This is a genomic window from Gluconacetobacter azotocaptans, assembly GCF_014174355.1.
Taxonomy (GTDB): domain Bacteria; phylum Pseudomonadota; class Alphaproteobacteria; order Acetobacterales; family Acetobacteraceae; genus Gluconacetobacter; species Gluconacetobacter azotocaptans.
In genome coordinates this window covers 225,295-247,984 of the sequence record NZ_JABEQF010000001.1, presented here as the reverse complement: position 1 = coordinate 247,984, position 22,690 = coordinate 225,295, and the positions used below count along the sequence as shown (strand labels likewise).

The following is a 22,690-nucleotide window of genomic DNA, read 5'->3' as shown; positions in this document are numbered from 1 at the left end:
CAAAAACGAATTTACTCTCAATGTCTTGATACCGGATCTGTCGATTGGCGGCGGAAGATTGAGGGGATGGCAAAGTTCACTTGCATCCCCTGCTATCGGATACCGTAACGTCCTTCCCTATGATACCGATCGAGACATCAGGATTTTCCGGCAAGGATTCCAAGGGATATGAGCAGCAATCAGTGGTTCATCGACAGCGAGACCGGACATCTGGACGACGTCCTGCTCTGCCCGCCGACCTATTATGACTGGATCCCCAGCAACGACATCGCGATCCTGAGCCTGGAGAACGGCCGCAAGCCCGAAACGCACGCCGTCCGCAAACAGTTCGACGAGATGGTGGACGCGCTGCGCGGCGCGGACGTCGCCTGCCATTTCCTTACCCCCCAGCCGGGCCTGCCCTATCAGGTCTATACCCGCGACAGTTCGCAGACGACGCCGTTCGGCACCGTCGTCACCAGCCTGTTCCGCCAGGAACGCAAGGGGGAGAAGGCGCTGATCGAATCGTTCTATGGCGAGGGCGAGGTCTGGAAGACCGCGAACCGCGGCCATGTCGAAGGCGGCGACATCCACGTCATCAGCCCCGGACTGCTGGCGGTGGGCGTCACCGGCACCCGGACCGACACCGCGGGGGCCGAGGAATTCACCGGCTGGTTCGACGAAGCCGGATGGCAGACGCGCATGATCCGCTTTTCGGATCATTTCCTGCATCTGGACGTCGTCTTCTCGATGGTGGCGGAAAAACTGGCCCTGGTCGCGCCCGACGCCCTGGCGGACGCCGATCTGGACTGGTTCCGCGCGCAGGGCATCCGCCTGCTGCCGGTGACCTACAAGGAAGCGATGCGGGACATGGCGTGCAACGTGCTGGCCCTGGGTGACGGGCGCGTCATCAGCCCCCGCCATTCCACCCGCGTCAACGAGATGCTGCGGGCCGAGGGGCTGACGGTACTGGACCCGGAACTGGACCAGTTCTCGCAGGGGGGCGGAAGCATCCATTGCATGACCATGCCGCTGCGCCGCCGCTCGCTGGCCGGGGCCTGAGGAATCGTTTTAACGGTGGCTCCGCCGATGGGCGGCGACGGGCGGCCATGAAGGCCGAGATCGCCGTCTTGGCCGCCTCGCTTGTGGGCCTGGTCCTGATCATGCCGGCCATCTTCCTGCTGGCGTCACCGCCCCCGGGCGTGGGCCTGTCGTGGGATATAGCGGACGCGGCAGGCTTTGCCGCCTTTGTCGTGCTGCTGGGGCTATTCGTGCTGAACGGACGGCCCACGGCCTGGCCGAACTGCGACGGCAAGTTCTTCGTGGTGCTGCATCGGGGGCTGGGCACCGGGGCGCTGGCCCTGCTGGGCCTGCATATCCTGCCGCCGTTCTGGGCCGCGCCGTTACTGCTCGACGACCTGCTGCCGTCGGGGCCCTGGCCGATGCTGGCGGGGCTGGCGGCCGCGTGCCTGATTCTGGCGGGGGCGCTGTCCGGTCTGCGTGGCGTACGCCATGCGCTGTGGCGCACGGCGCGGCGGTTCCGGATCGGTCATTCCGTCATCGCGTATTCCACGCTGCCGCTGTCCGCCTTCCATGTGGCCGAGGCCGGACTGCATGTGAACACCGAATGGAAGACGGCGCTGTGCGCGGTGCTGACCGCCGGGGCTGCCGCATGGACACCGGTGCGGTGGCTGCTGCGGCCGGAGCGGAACCACGCATCCCCCAGCCGGAAACGCTGGCGGAACATGTCCCCCCACGCCCGGACCATCGTGGCCCTGATGCTGGCGGCCAGCGTCCTGTCGGCCGTGTGCTATGCCATGGTCACGCCGCATGGCGGTCCCGGATGAGGGGCGGCCCGGGCCGGATATGCGCCGCGATGTTGGGGGTGGCTCTTCTGGCGGCGGCAGGATGGGCGATCGACAGACTGCATGTGCATTCCGTGATGGCCCATCCGGCATTGCCGCTGCGTTTCGCGCACGTCGACCATACGGCGATCAACTGCGTCGCGTGCCACCATAACTATGCGCAATCGCGGATGGCGCGCCTGCCGCGGCAGGACTGCATCGCCTGCCACAAGACCGAACCCGGACAGGCCACCCGGGTCGAGGCGACGTTCCATCAGTTCTGCGAATCCTGCCATGTCCGCCGGCGCGAACAGGGCCGCCCCGGCGGGCCCGTCCGCCTGTGCCAAGGTTGCCACGCCCAGCGTCCCCCCGGCAAAGGCCCCCTGGACTGACCGGGCGCGGGCGTGTTTCAGCCCTGCGAATTCACCTTCCATCCCGTCTCGCGCAGGCAGAACGCCAGGCCGATCGCCACAACGACGCCGGCGATCAGCGGCAGGAACGCATGCTGGATCGTGGGCATGGACACCTGTTCGCCATTGCCCATCAATGCCGAGACGACGGGCGACATGATGCCGGTCGTCAGGAACACCATGAAGTTCATGACCCCCGCCGCCGTGCCCTTCAGTTGCGGCGGATTGATTTCCTTCATGCTGGAAAACGGAATCATCGCCGCCCCGGACGCGATTCCCATGACCAGCGCCACCGAATAGCGCGGCATGATTCCGACGGGGACATAGACGGCCACCAGGCAGGCCGCCAACAGCACCGCCGCCCCCCCGATCAGCACCGGCCGCCGCCGCCCGATCCGGTCCGAAATGTAGCCCAGCAGCGGGCAGCCGATGACCCAGCCGATCGGCACCATCGAGACATCCGACGCCGCGAAGGCCATCGACGTGCCTTCGCCCACATGCAGCATCAGCGTGCCCCAGACCAGCGCCCCGATCGTGGTCGGAACGAACAGCAAGCCGCCGATGGCGCCGGCGATCCAGCTTTGCCGATTGGCGAAGATCGTGCGGAAGGGCACCATCAGGCTGCCGGCCGACAGCGGGCCGTGATGGGTGTGGCTGTCGCCACCCTCGCGCGGCATCACCAGCCAGGTCGCGACCGCCAGCACGGCGCCGAGGGCGGCGAAACCCAGCCAGACCTGCTGCCAGGCCATATGAACGCTGCCCGCCGGATCGATCAGAAGATGCACCGGTTTGGACCCGAAGGCGGCGCCCGCCATGCCCAGGCATTGCGTCAGCCCGACGAACAGCGCCAGCATGCGTGGCGGCAGGTAACGCGCCGCGACATAGGACGAGCCGATGAAGGCGAAGATCGCGCCCATCGCCTGCAAAACGAAGCCGCCCATGCCCGCGGCCTCGCCGCCCTGGGCGAAGACCAGACACCCCACCGCCACCACGGCGATGCCCGACGGAATGGTGGCGTGCGCGCCATAGCGATCCAGCAGGATGCCCGCCACCAGAGCCATCAGGGCGTACGCGACATAATAGGCCGCGATCATCGACCCGATATGGTTGCCGCCCCAGGCCTGGGTCAGTTCTTCCTGCATCACGCCGGGCGCCGAGCGCACGGCATACTGGTAGAAATAGAAGGCCGCGCACAGGAACCAGGCCAGCACATAGAGCGGCCGCAGCGCGGATGGGTTCGCCGTGTCGGCCTGCCGTGCGGGCGCGGCCGAAAAATTGGCGGATATTACGGACATGTATCACATCGTCCCGTGAAAACGCTCCGCGCCGGAATGGCGCGGAGCCAGAGCCTGCCTGCTGTTATTTCGCCGGCGGGCGGGCATTCGCGCTCGCCACCCGGCGTCCCCAGGAAATCAGTTCGCTGGTACAGTCGTCCCGGTCGATGACGCATTCGATCAGCGTCGGGCCGCCGTGATTATCCAGCGCCGCCCGCACCGCCTCGGCCATTTCGGCGCCGGTGGTCGCGCGGAAGCCGCGCCCCTTCCCTTCGCCGGCATTGAAGACCTCGATCAGGCCTGCGTAGTCCCAGTTCTTGATGTTGTTGTACGGCCCGTCATGGATCTCGACCTCGATCGTGTAGCCATGGTTATTCACCAGGAATACGATCACCGGCAGTCCGCGTCGCACCATCTGGGCGACTTCCTGCGCGGTCAGCTGGAACGACCCGTCGCCCACCATGGTGATGATACGGCGCTTGGGTTCCGCCACGGCGTAGCCGAACGTCGCGGGCACCGACCATCCGATATGCCCCCACTGCATTTCGAATTCGACGCGCGCACCTTCCGGCAGCTTCATGCGCATGGCGTTGAACCAAGAATCGCCGGTTTCAGCCAGCAGGGTCGTCTCCGGCGTCAGCAGCGCGCCGATCTGCCGCGCCATTTCCGCACGCGTCAGCTTGGCGGTCGGGGCCGCGCTGTCCACCGACGCCGGTGCACCGACGATACGACGGTATTCCGTCATCGTGGCGCCCTTCTTCGGCTGCCCCGCCAGGCGGGCTGCCAGGGCCGTCAGCAGGTCCTTCAGGTGCAGTCCGTCAAAGACCTGCCCGTCCAGCGTCACCGTGCCGATATCGGCCTGCACGACGTTGGCGCCGCGCGGCCATGCGGTCCAGCCCACGGTGGAATAATCGTTGAACACGCAGCCCAGGCACAGGATGCCGTCGGCCCAGTCGAAGATCTCGCGCGCGCCGGGGCTGCTGGCCTCGCCCCAGTAGGTGCCGATATAGTTCGGATAGTTTTCGGGGAAGAAGCTCTTGGCGGCGGCCATCGTCGCCACGGCGCATCCCAGCGCGTCGGCCAGCGCCACCGCGCCCTCCCCGCCATTTGCCGCGCGCAGCTTGCTGCCGACCAGGATCGCCACCTTCTCGCGCTTTGCCAGGAAGGCGGCGATCGCCTCGACCGCCGCCTCCAGCGTCGCGGCGTCGCTGGGTACCTGCGACAGCACGGCGCTGACCGGGCCGGGGCGCGCGCAGGCCGCGCCGGCGACGTTGCAAGCAATCTCGATATAGGCGGGCTTGCGCTCGCGCAGGGCCGTGCGGATCGCGTGATCGATCTTCGCCGGCGCTTCGTCGGCCGAAATGATCGAGACCGCGGCGCAGGTGATGCGCCGCGCCATCTCGATCTGGTAAGTATAGTCGGGCGTGCCGATCGTATGGTGCAGGATGTGCCCGCTGCCGTGATCGTTCGAGTTCGGCGCGCCCGAAATCAGGATCAGCGGCAGGTTTTCCGCGTACGCGCCGCCGACCGCGTTGAACGCGGAAATCGCGCCGACGCTGAACGTGACGATCGCGGCGCCTGCCCCCTTCGCCCGCGCATACCCTTCGGCGCTATAACCGCAATTCAGTTCGTTGCAGCAATAGACTTGATCCATCCCGTCGATTTTCAGCAACTGGTCGAGCAGGACGAGGTTGTAGTCCCCGGCGACGGCGAAATGATGGTCGAGGCCGATCTGCTTCAGCCGGTCGCCCAGATACATCCCTACGGTATATGTCATTCTTGTGCTTCCCTGTCCTGTTGACGACCGCTATCCGCCCACCGGGCCTTCTCGCCGGCCCCGCGGGACATGGCAACATGCGGCATGCACGTTTTCCGATCCGAGTCCGGACCGAAGCCTGGAACAATCCGAATATAACGACGACAATGCGTTCATAAGTGCGGTCACATCCCTGTGGCGTCCCGCGACGGGATCGTGGATCCGGACCGGCCCCGGCCACAAGGCCAATCGTCGCATGGGACTTCTTCCTTTTCCGTTATTACAAGCGGATTTCCCACCCCCAAGCATGGGCCGTCCGGAACCTGCCGGGGCCTGCACGCGCCGCTTCCCCCGAAAGAACCGGATACCCCCTGCGGGGCAGTATCCGGATTCTCTCGTGATCCCGCTTTCCATAGAGGCCCGGCAAGGATGGCGCGTTGATATGAATCAACCCGCGCGGACTTTGACCAGAGCCGCTGTGACGGGGCGGGATCAGCCGGGATCGACCCCGCTCTCCACTTCGCGCAACAAATGGATATAGCGCCCGGCATCGAAGCGGGGCTTGACGAACATCCGGCGCACCGCCGTCATGCCGTTATGGGTAAAATAAGCGCGCGGCGCCCCGTCTTCGACCTCGACCCGCAACAGCCCGCGTGCCAGCAGGTCGCGGATGGATGCCGGGATGCGCGGCTGGCCGGTGCGCGGCCCGCTTTTCCACGTCGGCAGGATGATCCCGTCCGACAGGGATGGATTATGCCCGGAATAAGTGCCGAAGGCCCATCGTATGAAGCGCTCCTCGGCCCGGGTCAGGCTGGTCTCTCCCATGTGATTCGCTCGCGTTCTTGTTTTTATGTTTCTACGCGCGGTCCGGCCCCGAAGGGCCGGGTCTATTTCAATATTGTCAGGGCGGCCTGCGCAATCTGTTCGTCATGGTCGGGCGTATCGACCGACACGCCGATTCCGCCGACGACCTGGCCATCCATGACGATGGGCTCGCCCCCTTTCATCATGACATAGCCCTGCGCCGTCACCAGCGCCGGGCGCGGCCCGTCGATCGCGCCTTCCAGGACCGCGGTCGGACGGCGGAACATCACTGCCGTCCGGGCCTTTCCCGGCGCCAGATCGACGCTGGCCCGCATATAGGCATTGTCCATCCGCGCCAATGCCATCACCTGTCCGGCATCGTCGACGACGGCGACGACGCCGGGCCACCCGTTGCGCGTGGCCTCCTGCAGCGCGGCCTGCAGCAGACGTTCGGCCAGCGCCAGGGTCAGGACCGGCCGCGAGGCCAGCGCCGGGGCCGCCCGTGTCGCCATGGGGCACGCGACCAGTGCAAGCCCCAGGAAGAATGTCGACATATAGCGTGCCGTCTTGTCGATCATGGTCCTGTTCCCCCTTGTTTCGTCCGATTTTCGCCCGGCCGCCGCCGTCACGACGGTGACGGATCGACGGTGTTCCTGCTTTCCGGCGTCGGCCCGCTGTTGATCGTCCTGCGGATCCGCGCGACATCCTGGGCGCTGACCGGCGCGCCATGATTGCCCCAGCTTGTCCGGATGAACGTCACGACATCCGCCACGTCCCGGTCATCCAGCCGCCACCCCAGGCCCGGCATCCCGAAGGCCGCCGGGGCGCCCGCCGTGGGCGCCATCCGCGACCCCTCCAGCACGATCCGTACCAGCGACATCGGATCGGCGCTGTTGACGACGGAACTGAGCGCCAGGCGCGGGAAGACGCCGTCATAGCCCTGGCCGCCGGTCCGGTGGCATGCCGCGCAATTATCGAGGAAGACGCGACCGCCCCGCGGCAGGCCGTGCCCGGTCCGCAACGCCGTCGCGGCCGCGGCATCGGGGCGCAGCGCGGGTGCCGCGCCGCCCTTCCCGCCCAGGCTCTTGAGATAGAGCGCAATGGCCGTCAGATCGTCATCGTTCAGATACTGGGTGCTATGGGCGACGACGTCCTTCATGCCGCCGAATGCGGCGACTTGGTTGTTGCGGCCGGTCTTGAGGAACGTGACGATATCCTGCACCGACCACGCCGACAGCCCGTCAGGCCCGTCCGACCGCAGGCTCTTGGCCAGCCAGCCGTCGATCGGCGCACCCGACAGGTAGGCCGCCCCGTCGGCGTCGGTCAGCGCCTTTTCCTGCAGGGCGAAGCCACGCGGCGTATGGCACGACCCGCAATGTTCCAGCCCCACCACCAGATAGCGCCCGCGCGCCAGTTGATCGGCGGAGCCGGACGCCGCCGCCGGTACGGTCGCGGGTGACGGGGCGAACATCGCGTCCCAGAACATCAGGGGCCAGCGCATCGACAGCGGCCACGGAATGTCGGCGGCCCGGTCAGGCTGGTGCTGCGGCTTCACCCCATGCATGAAATAGGCATACAGCGCCTGCATGTCGTCGGGAGTGACACGGGCGTAGGACGGATAGGGCATGGCCGGATACAGGCGGTGGCCCGCCTGGTTGACCCCGCCACGCACCGCGCGGTCGAACGCTGCGAAGTCATAGGTCCCGATCCCCGTCTCCGGATCGGGCGTGATGTTGGTGGAATAGATCCGCCCCATCGGGGTCTCGATGGCCAGTCCCCCGGCGAAGGGCGCCCCGCCCGTCGCGGTATGGCAGGCCACGCAGTCGCCGGCACGGGCGATATAGGCGCCACGGGCCACCTGGGCATCGTCGGCCGCGCGCGCGCCACCCGATGCGGACGCCAGGCCGACAAGCAGGGCGGCGGCGGAGAGATGTCGGGTCATCATCATGTCCCTCCTACGCCTGCACCAGGGGGCCGGGATTTTTCAGGTATTGTTCCCGGATGGCCTTGGCCGACCAGTAGGCCAGCGCGCCGACCAGGCCGGTCGGGTTGTAGCCCATGTTCTGCGGGAAGGCGCTGGCCCCCATCACGAACACGTTGGGCACGTCCCAGCTTTGCAGGTAGCGGTTGACCACGCTGGTGCGCGGATCGGCGCCCATGATCGCCCCGCCGGTGGTATGGGTGCTCTGGTAGAAGCGGACATCGTATTTCGCGCCCGGGGTCACGCGGTTGGTCACCCAGTACTTTTCCGCGTTCATCGCCTTGGCGATCTCGCTGATCCGGTCGCCGACGTGATGCATCAGCCGGGCCTCGTTATCGTGCCAGTTATAGGTCAGGCGCAGCAGCGGCTGGCCATACGCATCACGATAGGTCGGGTCGAGGTCGAGATAGACATCCTGGTACGCCGCCACCGATCCCGACAGATCGATATGCAGTTCGCGTTGGTAGGTGTCCTTGACCGCCGACTTCCAGGCGCTGCCCCATTTCGGCGTGCCGGGCACGGTGGGGGTCATCTGGATCGGGCGACCGCCCAGGCGCACATGACGCACGCTGGCCCCGCCCACAAAGCCCAGCGGACCATGATCGAACTGGTCGCCGTTCACGTCGTCGACCGAGACGCCGCCCGCCCCGGTGCCGATGAACGGGTTGAGCCGCGTGCCCGAGGGCAGCAGCACTTCCACCCCGCCCATCGCCTGGTAGGCATAGTTCATGCCGACCACGCCCTCGCCGGTCTTCGGGTTGTAGGGCTTGCCGATACCCGACAGCAGCAGCAGACGCACATTGTGCATCTGATAGGCCGTGACGATGACCAGGTCGGCCGGCTGGAAGATCTCGCGCCCCTTGGCATCGACATAGGTGACGCCGGTGGCCTTCTTGCCCGTCGAATCGAGGTTAATCTTCAGCACCTGCGAGCGGGGCCGAAGCTCGAAATTCGGCTTGCGCAACAACACCGGCAGGATCGTGGTCTGCGGCGACGCCTTGGAATACATGTAGCAGGCGTAGTTTTCGCAGAACCCGCAGAAATTGCATGGCCCCAGACGAACGCCATACGGATTGGTATACGGCGTGGAGCAGTTGGCCGCCGGCGCGTAATACGGATGGAACCCGGCCTCGACCGCGCCCTTCCAGACCAGGTCGGCGCCATAGCCGTTATGCAGCGGCGGCGTGGGATAGTCCTTGCTGCGCGGCCCTTCGAACGGATTGCCGCCCTCGATCTTCCGGCCGTCCAGATTGCCGGCCTTGCCCGACGTTCCGCACACGTACTCGAACCTGGTGAAGAACGGCTCCAGTTCGTCATAGGTGACGGGGAAATCGCGGATGGTCATGCCTTCGGGAATGAAATTCCTGCCGTAGCGCTGCTCGTAACGGGTACGAAGCTGCAACTCCTCGGGCAGGACGCGGTAATGCATGCCGTTCCAGTGCAGGCCCGCCCCGCCAACGCCATTGCCCAGCAGGAACGAGCCGTGCTGGCGGTACGGCACCGCCAGATCGTCCACCCCATGGCGAACCGTCACCGTCTCGCGCGACAGGTCCTGATACAGCTTGCCTCGGATCGAATAGGCCAGTTCGTCGATCACCTGCGGGTAGCGCGCATCGGTCGGCGTGTCGCGCATCTCGCCGCGTTCCAGCGCCAGGACGTCCAGCCCGGCCTCGGTCAGTTCCTGGCCCAGGATCGCCCCGGTCCAGCCGAACCCGATCAGGACCACGTCCTTCTTTTTCATGGTGACAGTCATCGAATTTACGCTCTCTCGCCGGAAATCGAAACCGGCCCATAGGGGTATGCCGCGTTGGGACGGTCGATCCAGTCCATGTAGTCGGCTCGCACACCGGGGAAGCCGATCATCTTCCAACTGGCCATGCCCTTGTTCCCGCCATAGATCGGATCGGCGAAGAACCCTTCCTTCGTGTTCGTCAGCAGAAAGCCGAAGAACGTGGCCGAGGGTACATCCGCGAAGACGATCCGGCCGGATTCCAGTTCATGCATCGCCGCGATCTGCTCGGCGGCCGCCAGGTCGGCGAAGGGCTTGCCATGCGTCTTCGCGCACCAGGCATCGAAATTCCCGATACCCAGCCTGTAGATATCGCGCGGCACAAGGTTGAGCTGATAGCCGAGTTCGGGCTCCACCTCGGGATGGAACGGCCCGCCCATGAACCACAGCTTGCCGTGGCCGTAAGGCATCTCCATCTGACCGTCGATGAATTCCGGGATGCCGACGGTGGCGCCGCCTGGCCCGTTGTCGTCGGCGGGGATCAGGATATCCGCGGCAGCCTGCAGGAACCGCCATTCCGCGGCGGTGAAATAGCGCGGCGCGTAGGCCGGGCCGGGCGCTTCGGGCGTTTCCACGGCATCTCCCACCGCCGGGGCCGCGCCCACGGCCAGGGCGGCGGCTGGCCCGGCCGACACGAGGGTGCGGAGAAAACCTCTCCGGTCCGGTTGGGTAATGCTCACATTCTGTTCCTTTCGCATATCGCCTGATGCGCGGCCCCGACATCTGGCGAGGCCGAACGGGATATGCCGGCGCCACCATTTCTGAATGGCAGGACAACCGATTGTTCCGCCCCTTGCCCAAGTCGCCTGAAAACCCGTGCGCAACCACATTCGTTACTTAATCGTTATATATTTGTCGGCACCGGGCGACTGCGATGAGCGCCGCATATGATGGCCCGTATTTTTACATGCACGTTACATGCGCCCAGCGCTGACCCGCCTTTTTTTCCTTGCGGTATTTTTTTGTTATAACAAAAAAAGTTGCGATGCTTTCTGTCCGTCCAGGCACCACGGCCTGCGATCAACCCAGCTTCTTCAAAAAAGAAATATCCGCGACACATGAAAAGGGCCACACCCTTTTCGTTCACATAAAAGTCAACAAGTATTGTTGATCCAACAAAGCAGGATTGACACGGTATATCCACGCCGTTTTGGACAGATATACCTTAACCCCTATTTCAAATCATGGCAGATCGTGAGAAAATCCTGTCTGATTCGGCATCAGGACAGCCCTTTTCCCTAAAAGAACAAGGCGTTCGACCGCCGATTCAGCATGCCGTCCCTATGCTTTCCTTGCTCGCCATTATCACATAAATGTTATAAATTCGCAAAAACCGGCCGTCACTCGCCTAAAAAAAAGAAGAATTAACATGAAATACAGCGTGATGGCGACGCTATGCTTTCGCCGCATACCACAGTCTCTAAAAATGATGGGCGTCTTTCTTTCCGTTATGCTCTCGGCCCCCACGTCCGGCGGGGCCGTGGCCCGGGTCGCAAAGGTCCATCCCGCCGCCCCGGCACCTGCAACCGCGCAGGCGGCGATATCGCCCCCCGCCCCGCTGAAGAATGAACTGAATCCGCTGTTCCGGGGCGAGGCCGTGTCGTCCCTGCTGCCCGATCGGTGGGACGCCCTGCGCGATTCGGACATGACCGATCCGTATTTCATTCCCGCACAGGCATCGGGACATCTGATCCCGCAATTGCAGCCTTTCCGTTCCCGCCTGGCGCAATACGGCGTGGCGTTCAACTTCACCTACAAGGGTGAAGCCATGGCCAACATCAACGGCGGCCAGCAGCGCGGCATGGACTACGTCCATGAACTGACACTGCAGGTCAATTTCGACCTGGAACGGATGGCCGGGCTGAAGGGCTGGACGATCCATACCCTGGTCATGGAGCGTGTGGGCCGCGAGGTCTCGCGCGACCGGGTGGGCGAACCCTATATCAACCTGATGGAAGTATACGGCCTGTCCGGCCATTCGGTCGCCCATCTGGTGGATTTCTACGCCGAGAAGAAATTCCTGAACAACCGCGCGGACATCACCTTCGGACGCATGTCGCTGACGCACGTGTTCGCGACGTCGCCGCTGATCTGCTCGTTCATGGTCACCTGCTCGGCCCCGGTGGCGCTGAAGCTCGATGCCGGGTTTGCCGTGTATCCGAAGGCCACCTGGGGCGCGCGATTCCGCCTGCGCCCGACCCGCGACACCATGCTGCAGGTCGGCGCCTATAACGTGGCCCCGCTGGCCAGCAATCCCAGCGGCTGGGCCTGGGGCAGCGAACCCAGCACCGGCCTGATGCTGCCGGTCGAATTCACCTGGCAGCCCTTCCTGGGCCGGGACCGGCTACCGGGTCACTACGTGCTGGGCTTCGCCCATGACACCACCCGCTATGCGGACTCGCTGGGCGCCGTCCCGGCCGCGCTGGCCGAACAGAAAAGCTCGGCGCCACGGGATTCGGTCTGGATCATGACCGACCAGATGATCTACCGCGCCGGCGGACACGGCCAGATGGATGGCGGGTACCTGATGGCAGGCTATCTGCACAACACGCCCCACGTCTCGACCATCGCCGACGAGGTCTATGTCGGCGGGTCCTTCCCCGGCTTCATCCCGTCGCGGCCCAAGGATCGGATCGGCGTGCTGTATTCCTGGTATCATGTCAGCGACCGGCTGTATGACGGCCAGGCGATCCGCGAGCAGGCCGGCCTGCCGCTGGGCGCGATGGTGCTGGCGCCGCAGACCAATTCGTCGGTGATCGAGGCCTATTACGGCTTCGCCCCGATGCAGGGCATCACGCTGCAACCCGAATTCCAGTACATGATCCGCCCCGGCGAAACGGCGCGCATTCCCGACGCCGCGCTGGTGGGCCTGAAGGTGATCGCGACGCTATAGCGGCTGCCCCCTCGACGGCGGATCGTTCCTTGCCCATATCCTGTCTGCCCGGGAAACGACCTGGCAGACAGGGACGAACTCATGGCAGGCGACGATGTCCATTACTACGAGCCGCGCAACGGGCATGGGCTGCGCCACGACCCGTTTTCCGCCATCGTCGGGCCGCGCCCGATCGGGTGGATTTCCAGCCGGTCGGCCGAGGGCCGCGCCAATCTGGCGCCCTACAGTTTTTTCAACGCCTTCAACTATCGCCCGCCCATCATCGGCTTCGCCAGCGTGGGCTGGAAGGACACGGTGGCCAACATCCGGGACACCGGCGAATTTGTATGGAACCTCGCCACCCGCCCCATGGCCGCCCGGATGAATCTGACCTCCGCCGCCGTGACGCAGGACGAATTCGCGCTGGCCGGGCTGGCGCAGGCGCCCGCGCGGCTGGTGGGCGCGCCGCGCGTCCGCGCCAGCCCGGTCAATTTCGAATGCCGGCTGACCCAATTGTTCCCCCTTCGCGACAAGGAAGGCGCCGAACTCGAAAGCTGGATGATCCTGGGCGAGGTCGTCGCGGTGCATATCGACCGGGCCATGCTGGTCAACGGGGTGTACGATACCGCCCGCGCCCATCCCATCCTGCGTGCCGGCGGCCTGGGCCGCTATGCCGGGATCACCGAGGACGCAATGTTCGACATGAACCGCCCGGCCGGCGACGAGGACGCGGCGGCGATGGTGCGCGCCCTGGACGCCGCCCCGGATGCCTGAACCGGCGCATATGAATCGGACAACGGAAAGGCCGGCGAGAGACATGACGATCCCGAGCCCGATCGCAGCCTTGACTGTGGCCAAGGCGGTCGTCGCCACGCGCTATGCAGACGCTGCTTTCGCGTTTGCGGCGGGTTCGATCATGCGGGGTGACGGCACATACCTGTCCGACATCGATCTGGTGGTGATCTACGATCGTCTGGAAACCGCGCGGCGCGAATCTTTCACCGCCGATGGCTTCCCGATCGAAGCATTCGTCCACGATCCGGAAACGCTTGCGTTGTTCGTGGACGCGGATGTGGCGCGTGGTCGCCCCAGCATCCTCAACATGATAGCCGAAGGCACAATCATCGGAGATACCGACCGTGCGCGGGCACTGCAACGGGACATGCCGCGGCGCCTCGCGGACGGGCCGCCCCCGCTGGCGCCCGGCGAACGCGATGCCCTGCGCTACGACATCACGGACGCAATCGACGACCTGACCAGACTGGTTGAAGACGAATTTGGTGGCCGGGTCGAAAGACATTTCGTGACGCCGATGTATATGGCGCGCAAGACCTGAATCCGGCTTTCGAAAACGTCAGAACCGCTCGCTGATGCGGGCGCCGATCTGCCATTCCGCGCTGAGCTGCGGACCGTTCAGCTTCTGATAGACCGGCTTGCCGCCCTCGATCGCGAAATGGCTGTAGCCGGGCAGCCCCAGGCTGTGGCCGTCTATCTCCAGGCCCCCCAGAAGCTGAAGGCGCTCGCCGCCGTAATAGACCGGATTCATCGGTTGACCCGGCCCATTTATCATCAGATCGCGTCCGCTGATCCGGTCCTGACGCGTATAATCGACGCGGAACGAAAGAACCATGTCGCCAGGCAGAAGATAGCCGCCCACACATCCTCCTCGTACATTGCGCCCCAGTTGTAATCGTGACTGTTGCGGGCGAAGGGAATGCGGGCGCGAAACGCGCCGCCCCACGACCAGCGGCCCACGGTTCCCAGGTAGGTCAGCCCAGGCAGCGCCTCGACCGAGCCGGTTCCTATCTCCATCCCGTAGGGCGCGCGCATCTGCATATGCATCCCCGTGGGCGCCAGCATCGTAATGGTGTCCGTCGTGGAGCCGCTGGGCAGGCCCAGACCGAAATTGAGATGCAGATGCGTATGCTGGTCCTGATAAAATCGGACGATCGCGCTGACGCTGGTATCTCCGAAACCACTGGTGCTTCCGCTGTTGGAACCCAGAACGGTACTGCCCATCATGCCCTTGTACGTCGTCATCCGCATGTATTTACGCGTCCAGCTGGACATGACGCTGACATTCAGCCAGTCGGAAACGGCATACATCGCGCCGAACATGTACATCTGCGCGTTCATCCCATCGGGAACGACGCGAATTTTCGAACCGGCCACCGCGTTGTACGTGGTCGCAATCGCGCCCGAGGAAAGATTATGATCGCCGATCATATTCCCTTGCATGCCCATGAAGGCGGGCATGAACATCAGGGAAACATGCCCGCTCGCCATCATCCTGGCCCCGGGCAACGCCGCCGGGGCGGCGACGCGCCCCAGCCCGCGATGGATGACGTCGCCGCGCACGACGGCGCTGTCGCCGAAGGTCTCGCTGCTCTTGTGATCGAGAATCTGCCGTAGCCACGAACGGCGCGGCGGCGTACCACACACATCGACATGTGTGATGCTGGACCGCTCGCCGGCCGTGTCCGCACAGACATCGGGCTTGCGCCCGCCAAGCGCCGGATCGCTCTGCGCATGGGCCGCCCCGTGCGCCACCGCCAGCACCGTCCCGAAGAGGGCCGCCATCAACCAACATCGCACCGCCAGGGCCGGCCGGTGTGTCACCCCGCCCGGCTGCAGATGCCGTTTCTTCGTGCCGGCTTTCGATCGCGGCCCCATCGCCATCCTACCGCGCCAACCACAGTCTTGCTCTTCCGCTATATTCGTCTATATATAGACAAATATAGCGGCTGTCACTGCCTGACGTGGAACGCGTTCAAAGTCCGCTTCCGGGTGATTTTCGGCCCTATTCTGCGAATGTGGGCGGCGGTGAGCCTCGGCCGCCAACTCCGTTTACTGGTGAGACAACATCGCGTCCGCCCCGTGGTCGCATGCCTGCGCGTAGAGCCATTCATGAACGGCCCTGACCAGCGCCGGATCCCTGCTCTGGTACAGAATGCGTCCGCCAGCCGGCAGCGCAACGAACAGGACGTGCATGCGGGCGGCTCCGGCGGCCAATGCCTGCAACCCGGGCATGGTCGGGCCATGCATGGCGGCAGGGCCGCTGTAGTCCCCCTTGGCGCGCAGGCCGGCCTGAACGGAAAGATGTTGGCGGATAAGCGCGATCTGCGCCGCATCGTAGTCCGTCGACACCACATCCTGTTCGCCGCCGTCCTGCAATGGCGTGAAAATATGAAGCGTGCGCGACAGATCGAATGACATGCCCGACGCACCAAAATGCGCCTTCGCCATCATGCCCGTCCCGGCATGCGCATGGCGATGACCCATGGGACACTCTTCGGCCAGAGCGGTTCGGCCCACAAAGCCTGCCGCCGACAAGGCGAGGACGGCAAAGGCCGCGATCCGCCATAACGGCCTCTTTCCCATCCCAGGCATCGCATGCGGCGCGACCGGCTGGTGGGTGTTCAGCGGGGTGTCGGGCTGGGGCATTTTGCGTTATTCTGATACCCGGACCAGGGCACCCCTCACGAACCGGCTTTTCCTCTTTCCAGTGGTTGCTCCCCGTTTTGAAAGCGATCTCATTTTGCCGTCTTCTCCCTCCCCTTCCCGACGCCAAGGCGTAACGTATTCCACAGACCAGCGGAAATCCCGTTCGCCTTCACGACGTGAACAGCGGCGCCATGAAACGCATGAGGCGCTGATCGCCGCGGCGATGAATCTTCTGTCGGACAAGGGCTTCGACGAGACGACGGTCGACGAGATCGCCGAGGTCGCCGGGATCTCGCGCCGCACGCTGTTTCGATATTTCCCAACCAAGGCCGACATCGTCACGGCATGGGCACAACATATGACGGACGTGCTGACGACCAGCGTGCATCAATGTCCGGCCAACTTCACGCCGCAGGACATCATCCGCAGCGCCCTGGAAGCCGTGATCCCGAGAATCGCGGCAACCCGTGAGGAAACGTTTTCCTTCGTCTACCTCATCGAACGCACGCCCTCCCTCCTGCCTGTCAGCCTGCGCAAATACGCTCAGTGGGAGGACAGCCTCGCGGAAGCTCTCATGCTTCGCCTTCCCGCATCGCCTGACAGGAAACTCGCGGCGCGTGTCGCCGCGCGTTCAGGCATCGCAGCGTTCCGCACGGCGGTCGACGAATGGATCCGGCTGAACGGACGCCGCGACCTGGCAACGCTCCTGCGAAAGGTCATGCGCCTGCAAAGCGAGACCCTGTCCTGAAAGACGTCCGGGCCGTTCAGTCCAGACGCACGGAAGGCCGCACCTTGGTATCGATCCAGTCGGCAAGACAGGACATTACGCCACGCAGAAGGCCGTAGAGTTCCACCTGATGCTGACGATAGAGCATCAGGTGGCCCAGCCGCGCGGACAGCCCGCGAAGGCTTCCCCCGCCGAAGACCGTACCGCCCGGCAGGGTGCCCCAACCGTTATAGTTGCCCAGCGCGATAATGGCGCCCTTGTTGCGGAACACGCAGGGCGGGATGGCGCGTTTGTCCCGCAGCCAGGCGGGAAGGGTCCGCGCCAGATGATGCGCCTGCTGGCGCGCGACCTGCGCGGTCGGAGGGAGCGGATCGTTGGCGATGAACGAACAATCCCCCATGGCGAAAATCCGTTCGTCATCGACGGACTGCAGGCTGGGTTTGACCAGGATCTGACCCGACCGGCTGAGGGAAAGGCCTCCAAATCCCCTGGTGACATCGGGGGCTTTCACGCCCGCCGCCCAGACACGCAGTCGTGCGGGAATATGCGCGCCATCCCTCAGGGAAAAACCCGTCCCGTCCGCCGCGGAGACCATGGCGGACGTCCGGACCTCGACGCCAATCCGGGCAAGCTCACGCTGCGCCGCGTCCGATACGCTTTCCGGAAAAGCCGGAAGAATGCGGGGGCCGGCTTCCAGCAGGGCAATCCTGAGCTTCGGCGGCGCCTTCCCGAAGGAATGAAGCCCCACGATATCGAGCGCCTTGTGAAGCTCGGCGGCAAGCTGCGTGCCCGTGGCGCCCCCGCCGACGATGGCGATATCCAGTTCTTCGTTCGTGGCGAACGCACGAAGAAGTTCCATGCGGAATTTTTCATTGAAGCCGTTGGCTTCGACGAGGTCGTCGATAAACAGGCAATGTTCCGCAACACCGGGGGTGCGGAAATCATTGGCACAGCTTCCGATCGACAGAATCAGGGCGTCGTATTCGACCGTGCGGCCGTCCAGGACCATGGTACCGTCAGAGGAACGGAAAGGACTAAGGACAATTTCCTTCTTGTCCCGGTCGATCGAATTTACCTCTCCGGGCCAGAATTCGAAATGGTGGCCGCTGGCCTGGGCCATGAAGCTGATGCGGTCATTTTCATTCTGGGCCGTCCCCGCCGCGAAACAATGCAGCATGGGCTTCCAGACATGGGAAAAACTTTTGTCGATCAACGTGATCCGGGCTTCGCCGGTTTTCCCCAGTGCGTCCCCCAGCCGGGTAGCCAGGGCAAGCCCGGCGACGCCGCCCCCCACGATCAGGATTTCAGATTTTGCTGCCATTACGCCTCAGGGTCCGTCGCGCCGAATGGAAGAGATCGGGACGGGGTGCGCATCACCCCGCCCCCTTCGGGTCAGAAGAAGCCGAGCTTCTTTTCGCTGTAGCTGACAAGAAGGTTCTTGGTCTGCTGGTAATGTTCCAGGACCATCTTGTGCGTCTCGCGCCCGATGCCCGACTTCTTGTAGCCCCCGAAGGCGGCATGGGCCGGGTAGACATGGTAGCAATTGACCCACACACGACCGGCCTCAAGCCCGCGCCCCATGCGGTAGCATGTGTTGGCATCGCGCGACCAGACACCCGAACCCAGGCCGAACGGCGTATCGTTGGCGATCGCCAGGGCTTCCTCTTCGGTCTTGAACGTCGTCACGGCCAGAACCGGACCGAAAATTTCCTCCTGAAAGATGCGCATCTTGTTATTGCCGCGAAAGATCGTCGGCTGGACGTAGCATCCTTCGCTGAAGGCCGCGCCGAGGTCGGGCGTGCCGCCGCCCGCAAGAAGCTGGGCGCCTTCTTCCTTGCCGATCCCGATATAGTCAAGGATCTTGCGCTGCTGCATCGGCGAGTTCTGGGCGCCCATCATGGTCTCGGGGTCCAGCGGATTACCCTGGCGGATGGCCTTCACCCGGGGCAGGGCCCGCTCGATGAAGCGGTCGTAGATCGATTCATGAATCAGCGCGCGGCTGGGGCAGGAACAGATCTGCCCCTGGTTGAGGGCGAACATCGTGAACCCCTCAAGCGCCTTGTCGAAATAATCGTCGTCACGATCCATGACGTCCGCAAAGAAGATGTTCGGCGACTTGCCGCCCAGTTCCAGCGTGGCGGGGATCAGGTTCTCGGCCGCGGCATGGGCGATCATCTTGCCGGTGGGCGTGGAGCCGGTGAAGGCGATCTTGGCGATGCGCGGACTGTTCGACAACGCCGCCCCCACGTCGCGTCCAAGGCCGTTGACGATATTGAGGGTGCCGGGCGGGAAAAGATCACCGATCAGTTCCATCAGCAGCAGAATGCTGGCCGGGGTCGTCTCGGCCGGTTTCATGACGATGCAGTTGCCTGCCGCCAGGGCCGGCGCCAGCTTCCACGATCCCATCAGCAGAGGAAAGTTCCAGGGGATGATCTGGCCGACGACACCGAGGGGTTCGTGGAAATGATAGGCGATCGTCGTATCCGTGATTTCGCTGAGAGCCCCCTCCTGGGCGCGGATGCATCCGGCAAAATAGCGGAAATGGTCTATGGCGAGGGGAATATCCGCGGCCAGGGTCTCGCGGATGGGCTTGCCGTTATCCCAGGTCTCGGCACGCGCAAGCAGGTCGAGATTGGCCTCCATGCGATCCGCCGCCCTCAGCAGGATCAGCGAACGCTCGGCCGGTGAAGTATGGGACCAGGATTTGAACGCCTTATGGGCCGCGTCGAGGGCCAGTTCGATATCCTCGGCCGTGGATTGCGGAACTTCGCACAGCGTCCTGCCATCGACGGGCGACGGGTTTTTCATGTACTGGCCCTTCACGGGCACCTTCCATTCGCCGCCGATATAGTTCTCGTAACGGCCTTTGAAAGGTGGTTCCTGATTGTGCGACACGATCCCTCTCCATTGTTTCATGGCTGGCCATTGGCCTTGCGACGCAGACCCGGATTGAAAACAGGGCCAACGCGGTCTTTGTTGTCTATGTTGAGCGATATATAGAGGGATTTGCGAAAGCAAGGATCCGGACAGTCACATCCTTGTGAAAAACGACACCAAGTGCCAGTTTTGCGACGAAAAATATGATTTCATGACAAAATGTTAGATGGATATCGGGCGGTTGCCGGACTAACATTCTTCACCAGACCGAAGCGGCGGCGGACCCCGCCCCAATCAAAAAAATATATTCTCGCCGCGTCATGCATGGTGGGTCGATGTCGGTTCCGATCATTGCCGGGGGGCGGTTATGGTCTAAACCACCGCCTGGACCCGACGACCGGAAGACTGCGCCGACATGACCCCTGAGCCGATACGCGACACCACCACATCGACGGACGCCGTGCGCGTACGCGGTGCGCGGGAACATAACCTGCGCGACGTCAGCCTGGACCTGCCGCGCGACCGGCTGGTGGTGTTCACCGGAGTGTCGGGTTCGGGCAAATCGTCGCTGGCCTTCGGCACCTTATATGCCGAGGCCCAGCGCCGCTATCTGGAATCGGTCTCGCCCTACGCGCGGCGGCTGTTCCAGCAGATGCCCGTTCCCGACGTCGATTCCGTCGACGGCCTGCCGCCCGCCGTGGCGTTGCAGCAGCAGCGCGGCGGCAGCACCAGCCGGTCGTCGGTGGGCAGCGTCACCACGCTGTCGAACCTGCTGCGGATGCTCTATTCCCGCGCCGGCACCTACCCGCCCGGCCTGGCGATGCTGGAGGCCGAGTCCTTCTCGCCCAACACGCCGATGGGGGCCTGCCCGCGCTGCCACGGGCTGGGGCGCGTCCATGACGTCACCGAACGCACGCTGGTGCCCGACGACAGCCTGTCGATCCGCGATCGCGCGGTCGCCGCCTGGCCGACCGCATGGCAGGGCCAGAATCTGCGCGATATCCTGATCACCATGGGCATCGACGTGGACTGCCCCTGGCGCGATCTGCCCCGCGACACCCGCGACTGGATCCTGTTCACCGACGAGACGCCGACCGTCCCGGTCTATCCCGGCCTGGACCGCGACGCGGTGCGGCGCGCGATCGCCCATGATATCGAGCCCTCCTACAACGGCACTTTCACCGGTGCGCGCCGCTATGTTACGCAGACCTTCGCGAAATCGCAGAGCGCCGCGATGCGTAAGCGCGCCGAATCCTTCATGGTCGCGACCGACTGCCCCTCCTGCCATGGCCAGCGCCTGAACCCCGACGCGCTGCGCGTCACCTTTGCCGGGCTGAACATCGCACAGCTTGCCGCCCTGTCCCTGGCGCGGATCGCGGACCTGCTGCGGCCCGCGGCCGGTACGACGGGCACCGAGGCGACCGACATCGTGGCCCGGCGCATCGCCGCCGATCTGATCGGGCGCATCGGCGTGCTGCTGGACCTGGGGCTGGGCTATCTTCAACTCGACCGCGGGGTGCAGACCCTGTCGCCCGGCGAATATCAGCGCCTGCGGCTGGGCACGCAGATCCGGTCCAGCCTGTTCGGCGTCGTCTATGTGCTGGACGAACCGTCGTCGGGCCTGCATCCCGCCGACACCCAGGCGCTGCTGGCGGCGCTGGACGGGTTGCGCGCGGCCGGCAATTCGCTGTTCGTCGTCGAGCATAATCTGGATGTCATCCGCCGCGCGGACTGGATCGTCGATGTCGGCCCCGACGCCGGCGAGCGCGGGGGCGAGATCCTGTACAGCGGCCCGCCGGAGGGCCTGCGCGACGTCGCCCGGTCGCGGACGCGGCCCTACCTGTTCGCGCCCCCCGCCCCGGTCAGCCGCACGCCGCGCGAACCTGCCGGATGGCTGCGGCTGACGGACGTGACATGGAACAATCTGGCAGGGCTGGAAGTCGCCTTCCCGCTGGGCGCGTTCACGACCGTCACCGGCATATCCGGATCGGGCAAGTCCAGCCTGGTGGGCCAGGCCCTGGTCGGCATCGTCGCCCGCGCGCTGGGACAGGCCCTGCCCGTCGAAACGCATGACGGCGCGCAGGACGGCCCCGCCCCCGCCGCCCGCGAACCGCAGGGTCATGTGGCCGATGGGCTGGCGGGGGTGCGGCGGCTGGTAATGATCGACCAGAAGCCGATCGGCCGCACGCCGCGGTCGAACCTGGCCACCTATACCGGGCTGTTCGACACGGTGCGCAAGCTGTTCGCCAACACCGACCTGGCGCGCAGCCGCCGCTACGATGCCGGGCGGTTTTCCTTCAACCTGCCCAAGGGACGCTGCCCCACCTGCGAGGGCGAGGGCGCGGTGATGGTGGAGTTGCTGTTCCTGCCCAGCGTCTATGCCCCCTGCCCCACCTGCCATGGCGCGCGCTACCGTCCCGAGGTGCTGGAAGTCACCTATCGCGGCCATTCGATCGCCGACATCCTGGGCCTGAACGTGGACGACGCCTACGCCCTGTTCGCCGACCATCCGGCGCTGGAGGTCAGCCTGGACACGCTGCGCCGGGGCGGGCTGGGCTATCTGCGGCTGGGCCAGCCGGCAACGGAGCTGTCGGGCGGCGAGGCCCAGCGCATCAAGCTGGCCACCGAACTGCAGAAGCAGCGGCGCGGCCACACGCTGTATGTGCTGGACGAACCGACGACCGGGCTGCACCCGTCGGACGTGGACCGGCTGATGACCCATCTGGACAGCCTGGTGGCCGCCGGCCACACCGTCATCGTGGCCGAGCACGACATGCGCGTGGCCGCCGCCAGCGACTGGATCGTCGATCTCGGCCCCGGGGCGGGCGACGCCGGCGGGCGGGTCGTTGCCGCCGGACGTCCGGCCGACATCGCCCTGGTCTCCGACAGCCGCACCGCGCCGTTCCTGCGCCGGGTCACGGGCGGATAATCTC

20 protein-coding genes are annotated in these 22,690 nt (G+C 64.9%); 8 read left to right on the top strand and 12 right to left on the bottom strand.

Annotated elements, in window-relative coordinates; all coding sequences use genetic code 11:
* Positions 1 to 168: 168 nt before the first annotated feature.
* Genes HLH34_RS01145 through HLH34_RS01135 form a run of 3 tightly spaced genes read left to right on the top strand, consistent with a single transcriptional unit; the run spans position 169 to position 2,215 of the window.
* Complete coding sequence (locus HLH34_RS01145; protein ID WP_183117745.1) at positions 169 to 1,041, top strand: dimethylarginine dimethylaminohydrolase family protein; 873 nt, start codon at positions 169 to 171, stop codon at positions 1,039 to 1,041.
* Positions 1,042 to 1,088: 47 nt separating this feature from the next.
* A complete protein-coding gene (locus HLH34_RS01140) occupies positions 1,089 to 1,826 on the top strand; it encodes a hypothetical protein (protein WP_183117744.1) in 738 nt (245 codons plus the stop codon).
* Positions 1,827 to 1,855: 29 nt separating this feature from the next.
* A complete protein-coding gene (locus HLH34_RS01135) occupies positions 1,856 to 2,215 on the top strand; it encodes a cytochrome c3 family protein (RefSeq protein ID WP_183117743.1) in 360 nt (119 codons plus the stop codon).
* Between the two features lie 17 nt (positions 2,216 to 2,232).
* Here the strand turns inward: HLH34_RS01135 and HLH34_RS01130 are convergent, their stop codons facing one another.
* From HLH34_RS01130 to HLH34_RS01100, 7 genes are all read right to left on the bottom strand, one after another.
* Positions 2,233 to 3,528, bottom strand: a complete 1,296-nt coding sequence (locus tag HLH34_RS01130; protein WP_183117742.1) for an MFS transporter — start codon at positions 3,526 to 3,528, stop codon at positions 2,233 to 2,235.
* A 64-nt stretch (positions 3,529 to 3,592) separates the two neighbouring features.
* Entirely contained in the window at positions 3,593 to 5,284 is a 1,692-nt protein-coding gene (locus HLH34_RS01125) for an alpha-keto acid decarboxylase family protein (RefSeq protein WP_183117741.1), read from the bottom strand.
* Positions 5,285 to 5,755: 471 nt separating this feature from the next.
* Positions 5,756 to 6,088: a hypothetical protein gene (locus HLH34_RS01120; RefSeq protein WP_183117740.1), complete on the bottom strand. Its 333-nt coding sequence runs from the start codon at positions 6,086 to 6,088 to the stop codon at positions 5,756 to 5,758.
* Positions 6,089 to 6,150: 62 nt separating this feature from the next.
* Positions 6,151 to 6,645: a GlcG/HbpS family heme-binding protein gene (locus tag HLH34_RS01115; protein ID WP_204736593.1), complete on the bottom strand. Its 495-nt coding sequence runs from the start codon at positions 6,643 to 6,645 to the stop codon at positions 6,151 to 6,153.
* A 47-nt stretch (positions 6,646 to 6,692) separates the two neighbouring features.
* Positions 6,693 to 8,015 carry a cytochrome c gene (locus tag HLH34_RS01110; protein ID WP_240161316.1) on the bottom strand — a complete coding sequence of 441 codons (1,323 nt, stop codon included), beginning with the start codon at positions 8,013 to 8,015 and terminating at the stop codon, positions 6,693 to 6,695.
* 7 nt (positions 8,016 to 8,022) lie between these two features.
* Entirely contained in the window at positions 8,023 to 9,789 is a 1,767-nt protein-coding gene (locus HLH34_RS01105) for a GMC family oxidoreductase (RefSeq protein WP_244959537.1), read from the bottom strand.
* A 17-nt stretch (positions 9,790 to 9,806) separates the two neighbouring features.
* Positions 9,807 to 10,517 (bottom strand): gluconate 2-dehydrogenase subunit 3 family protein, encoded by a 711-nt coding sequence (locus HLH34_RS01100; protein ID WP_264784214.1) that lies wholly within the window; start codon positions 10,515 to 10,517, stop codon positions 9,807 to 9,809.
* A 770-nt stretch (positions 10,518 to 11,287) separates the two neighbouring features.
* On the opposite strand from HLH34_RS01100, the gene HLH34_RS01095 reads away from it, so the two are divergent.
* The 3 genes from HLH34_RS01095 (at position 11,288) to HLH34_RS01085 (ending at position 14,045) form a co-directional block, all read left to right on the top strand.
* On the top strand, positions 11,288 to 12,730 hold the full coding sequence (locus HLH34_RS01095) for a carbohydrate porin (protein ID WP_373318574.1): 1,443 nt from the start codon (positions 11,288 to 11,290) through the stop codon (positions 12,728 to 12,730).
* A gap of 81 nt (positions 12,731 to 12,811) precedes the next feature.
* Positions 12,812 to 13,483, top strand: a complete 672-nt coding sequence (locus HLH34_RS01090) for a flavin reductase family protein (RefSeq protein ID WP_183117736.1) — start codon at positions 12,812 to 12,814, stop codon at positions 13,481 to 13,483.
* Positions 13,484 to 13,526: 43 nt separating this feature from the next.
* Positions 13,527 to 14,045 carry a nucleotidyltransferase domain-containing protein gene (locus tag HLH34_RS01085; protein WP_183117735.1) on the top strand — a complete coding sequence of 173 codons (519 nt, stop codon included), beginning with the start codon at positions 13,527 to 13,529 and terminating at the stop codon, positions 14,043 to 14,045.
* 18 nt (positions 14,046 to 14,063) lie between these two features.
* Here the strand turns inward: HLH34_RS01085 and HLH34_RS01080 are convergent, their stop codons facing one another.
* The 3 genes from HLH34_RS01080 to HLH34_RS01070 form a co-directional block, all read right to left on the bottom strand.
* Complete coding sequence (locus HLH34_RS01080; protein ID WP_183117734.1) at positions 14,064 to 14,279, bottom strand: hypothetical protein; 216 nt, start codon at positions 14,277 to 14,279, stop codon at positions 14,064 to 14,066.
* Positions 14,279 to 15,289 (bottom strand): hypothetical protein, encoded by a 1,011-nt coding sequence (locus HLH34_RS01075; protein ID WP_183117733.1) that lies wholly within the window; start codon positions 15,287 to 15,289, stop codon positions 14,279 to 14,281. The genes HLH34_RS01080 and HLH34_RS01075 overlap by 1 nt, the downstream gene beginning before the upstream one ends.
* 267 nt (positions 15,290 to 15,556) lie before the next feature.
* Positions 15,557 to 15,958 (bottom strand): hypothetical protein, encoded by a 402-nt coding sequence (locus HLH34_RS01070; protein WP_183117732.1) that lies wholly within the window; start codon positions 15,956 to 15,958, stop codon positions 15,557 to 15,559.
* A 31-nt stretch (positions 15,959 to 15,989) separates the two neighbouring features.
* Here HLH34_RS01070 and HLH34_RS19270 point away from each other — a divergent pair, with 31 nt between their 5' ends.
* Positions 15,990 to 16,901, top strand: a complete 912-nt coding sequence (locus tag HLH34_RS19270) for a TetR family transcriptional regulator (protein WP_240161314.1) — start codon at positions 15,990 to 15,992, stop codon at positions 16,899 to 16,901.
* A 16-nt stretch (positions 16,902 to 16,917) separates the two neighbouring features.
* On the opposite strand, the gene HLH34_RS01060 is transcribed toward HLH34_RS19270, so the two are convergent.
* Both HLH34_RS01060 and HLH34_RS01055 read right to left on the bottom strand, forming a co-directional pair.
* Positions 16,918 to 18,201, bottom strand: a complete 1,284-nt coding sequence (locus tag HLH34_RS01060) for an NAD(P)/FAD-dependent oxidoreductase (protein WP_183117731.1) — start codon at positions 18,199 to 18,201, stop codon at positions 16,918 to 16,920.
* Positions 18,202 to 18,272: 71 nt separating this feature from the next.
* Positions 18,273 to 19,796, bottom strand: a complete 1,524-nt coding sequence (locus HLH34_RS01055) for an aldehyde dehydrogenase family protein (protein WP_183117730.1) — start codon at positions 19,794 to 19,796, stop codon at positions 18,273 to 18,275.
* A gap of 376 nt (positions 19,797 to 20,172) precedes the next feature.
* Here HLH34_RS01055 and HLH34_RS01050 point away from each other — a divergent pair, with 376 nt between their 5' ends.
* A complete protein-coding gene (locus tag HLH34_RS01050; RefSeq protein WP_183117729.1) occupies positions 20,173 to 22,686 on the top strand; it encodes an excinuclease ABC subunit UvrA in 2,514 nt (837 codons plus the stop codon).
* The last annotated feature ends 4 nt before the right edge of the window (positions 22,687 to 22,690 follow it).

Bases quoted from the DNA above. Each gene is read 5' to 3' on its own strand.
- HLH34_RS01145 (WP_183117745.1), top strand. From the start codon at position 169: ATGAGCAGCAATCAGTGGTTCATCGACAGCGAGACCGGACATCTGGAC.
- HLH34_RS01140 (WP_183117744.1), top strand. From the start codon at position 1,089: ATGAAGGCCGAGATCGCCGTCTTGGCCGCCTCGCTTGTGGGCCTGGTC.
- HLH34_RS01135 (WP_183117743.1), top strand. From the start codon at position 1,856: ATGTTGGGGGTGGCTCTTCTGGCGGCGGCAGGATGGGCGATCGACAGA.
- HLH34_RS01130 (WP_183117742.1), bottom strand. From the start codon at position 3,528: ATGTCCGTAATATCCGCCAATTTTTCGGCCGCGCCCGCACGGCAGGCC.
- HLH34_RS01125 (WP_183117741.1), bottom strand. From the start codon at position 5,284: ATGACATATACCGTAGGGATGTATCTGGGCGACCGGCTGAAGCAGATC.
- HLH34_RS01120 (WP_183117740.1), bottom strand. From the start codon at position 6,088: ATGGGAGAGACCAGCCTGACCCGGGCCGAGGAGCGCTTCATACGATGG.
- HLH34_RS01115 (WP_204736593.1), bottom strand. From the start codon at position 6,645: ATGATCGACAAGACGGCACGCTATATGTCGACATTCTTCCTGGGGCTT.
- HLH34_RS01110 (WP_240161316.1), bottom strand. From the start codon at position 8,015: ATGATGATGACCCGACATCTCTCCGCCGCCGCCCTGCTTGTCGGCCTG.
- HLH34_RS01105 (WP_244959537.1), bottom strand. From the start codon at position 9,789: ATGAAAAAGAAGGACGTGGTCCTGATCGGGTTCGGCTGGACCGGGGCG.
- HLH34_RS01095 (WP_373318574.1), top strand. From the start codon at position 11,288: ATGCTCTCGGCCCCCACGTCCGGCGGGGCCGTGGCCCGGGTCGCAAAG.
- HLH34_RS01090 (WP_183117736.1), top strand. From the start codon at position 12,812: ATGGCAGGCGACGATGTCCATTACTACGAGCCGCGCAACGGGCATGGG.
- HLH34_RS01085 (WP_183117735.1), top strand. From the start codon at position 13,527: ATGACGATCCCGAGCCCGATCGCAGCCTTGACTGTGGCCAAGGCGGTC.
- HLH34_RS01080 (WP_183117734.1), bottom strand. From the start codon at position 14,279: ATGATAAATGGGCCGGGTCAACCGATGAATCCGGTCTATTACGGCGGC.
- HLH34_RS01075 (WP_183117733.1), bottom strand. From the start codon at position 15,289: ATGGCGGCCCTCTTCGGGACGGTGCTGGCGGTGGCGCACGGGGCGGCC.
- HLH34_RS01070 (WP_183117732.1), bottom strand. From the start codon at position 15,958: ATGATGGCGAAGGCGCATTTTGGTGCGTCGGGCATGTCATTCGATCTG.
- HLH34_RS19270 (WP_240161314.1), top strand. From the start codon at position 15,990: ATGGGACACTCTTCGGCCAGAGCGGTTCGGCCCACAAAGCCTGCCGCC.
- HLH34_RS01060 (WP_183117731.1), bottom strand. From the start codon at position 18,201: ATGGCAGCAAAATCTGAAATCCTGATCGTGGGGGGCGGCGTCGCCGGG.
- HLH34_RS01055 (WP_183117730.1), bottom strand. From the start codon at position 19,796: ATGAAACAATGGAGAGGGATCGTGTCGCACAATCAGGAACCACCTTTC.
- HLH34_RS01050 (WP_183117729.1), top strand. From the start codon at position 20,173: ATGACCCCTGAGCCGATACGCGACACCACCACATCGACGGACGCCGTG.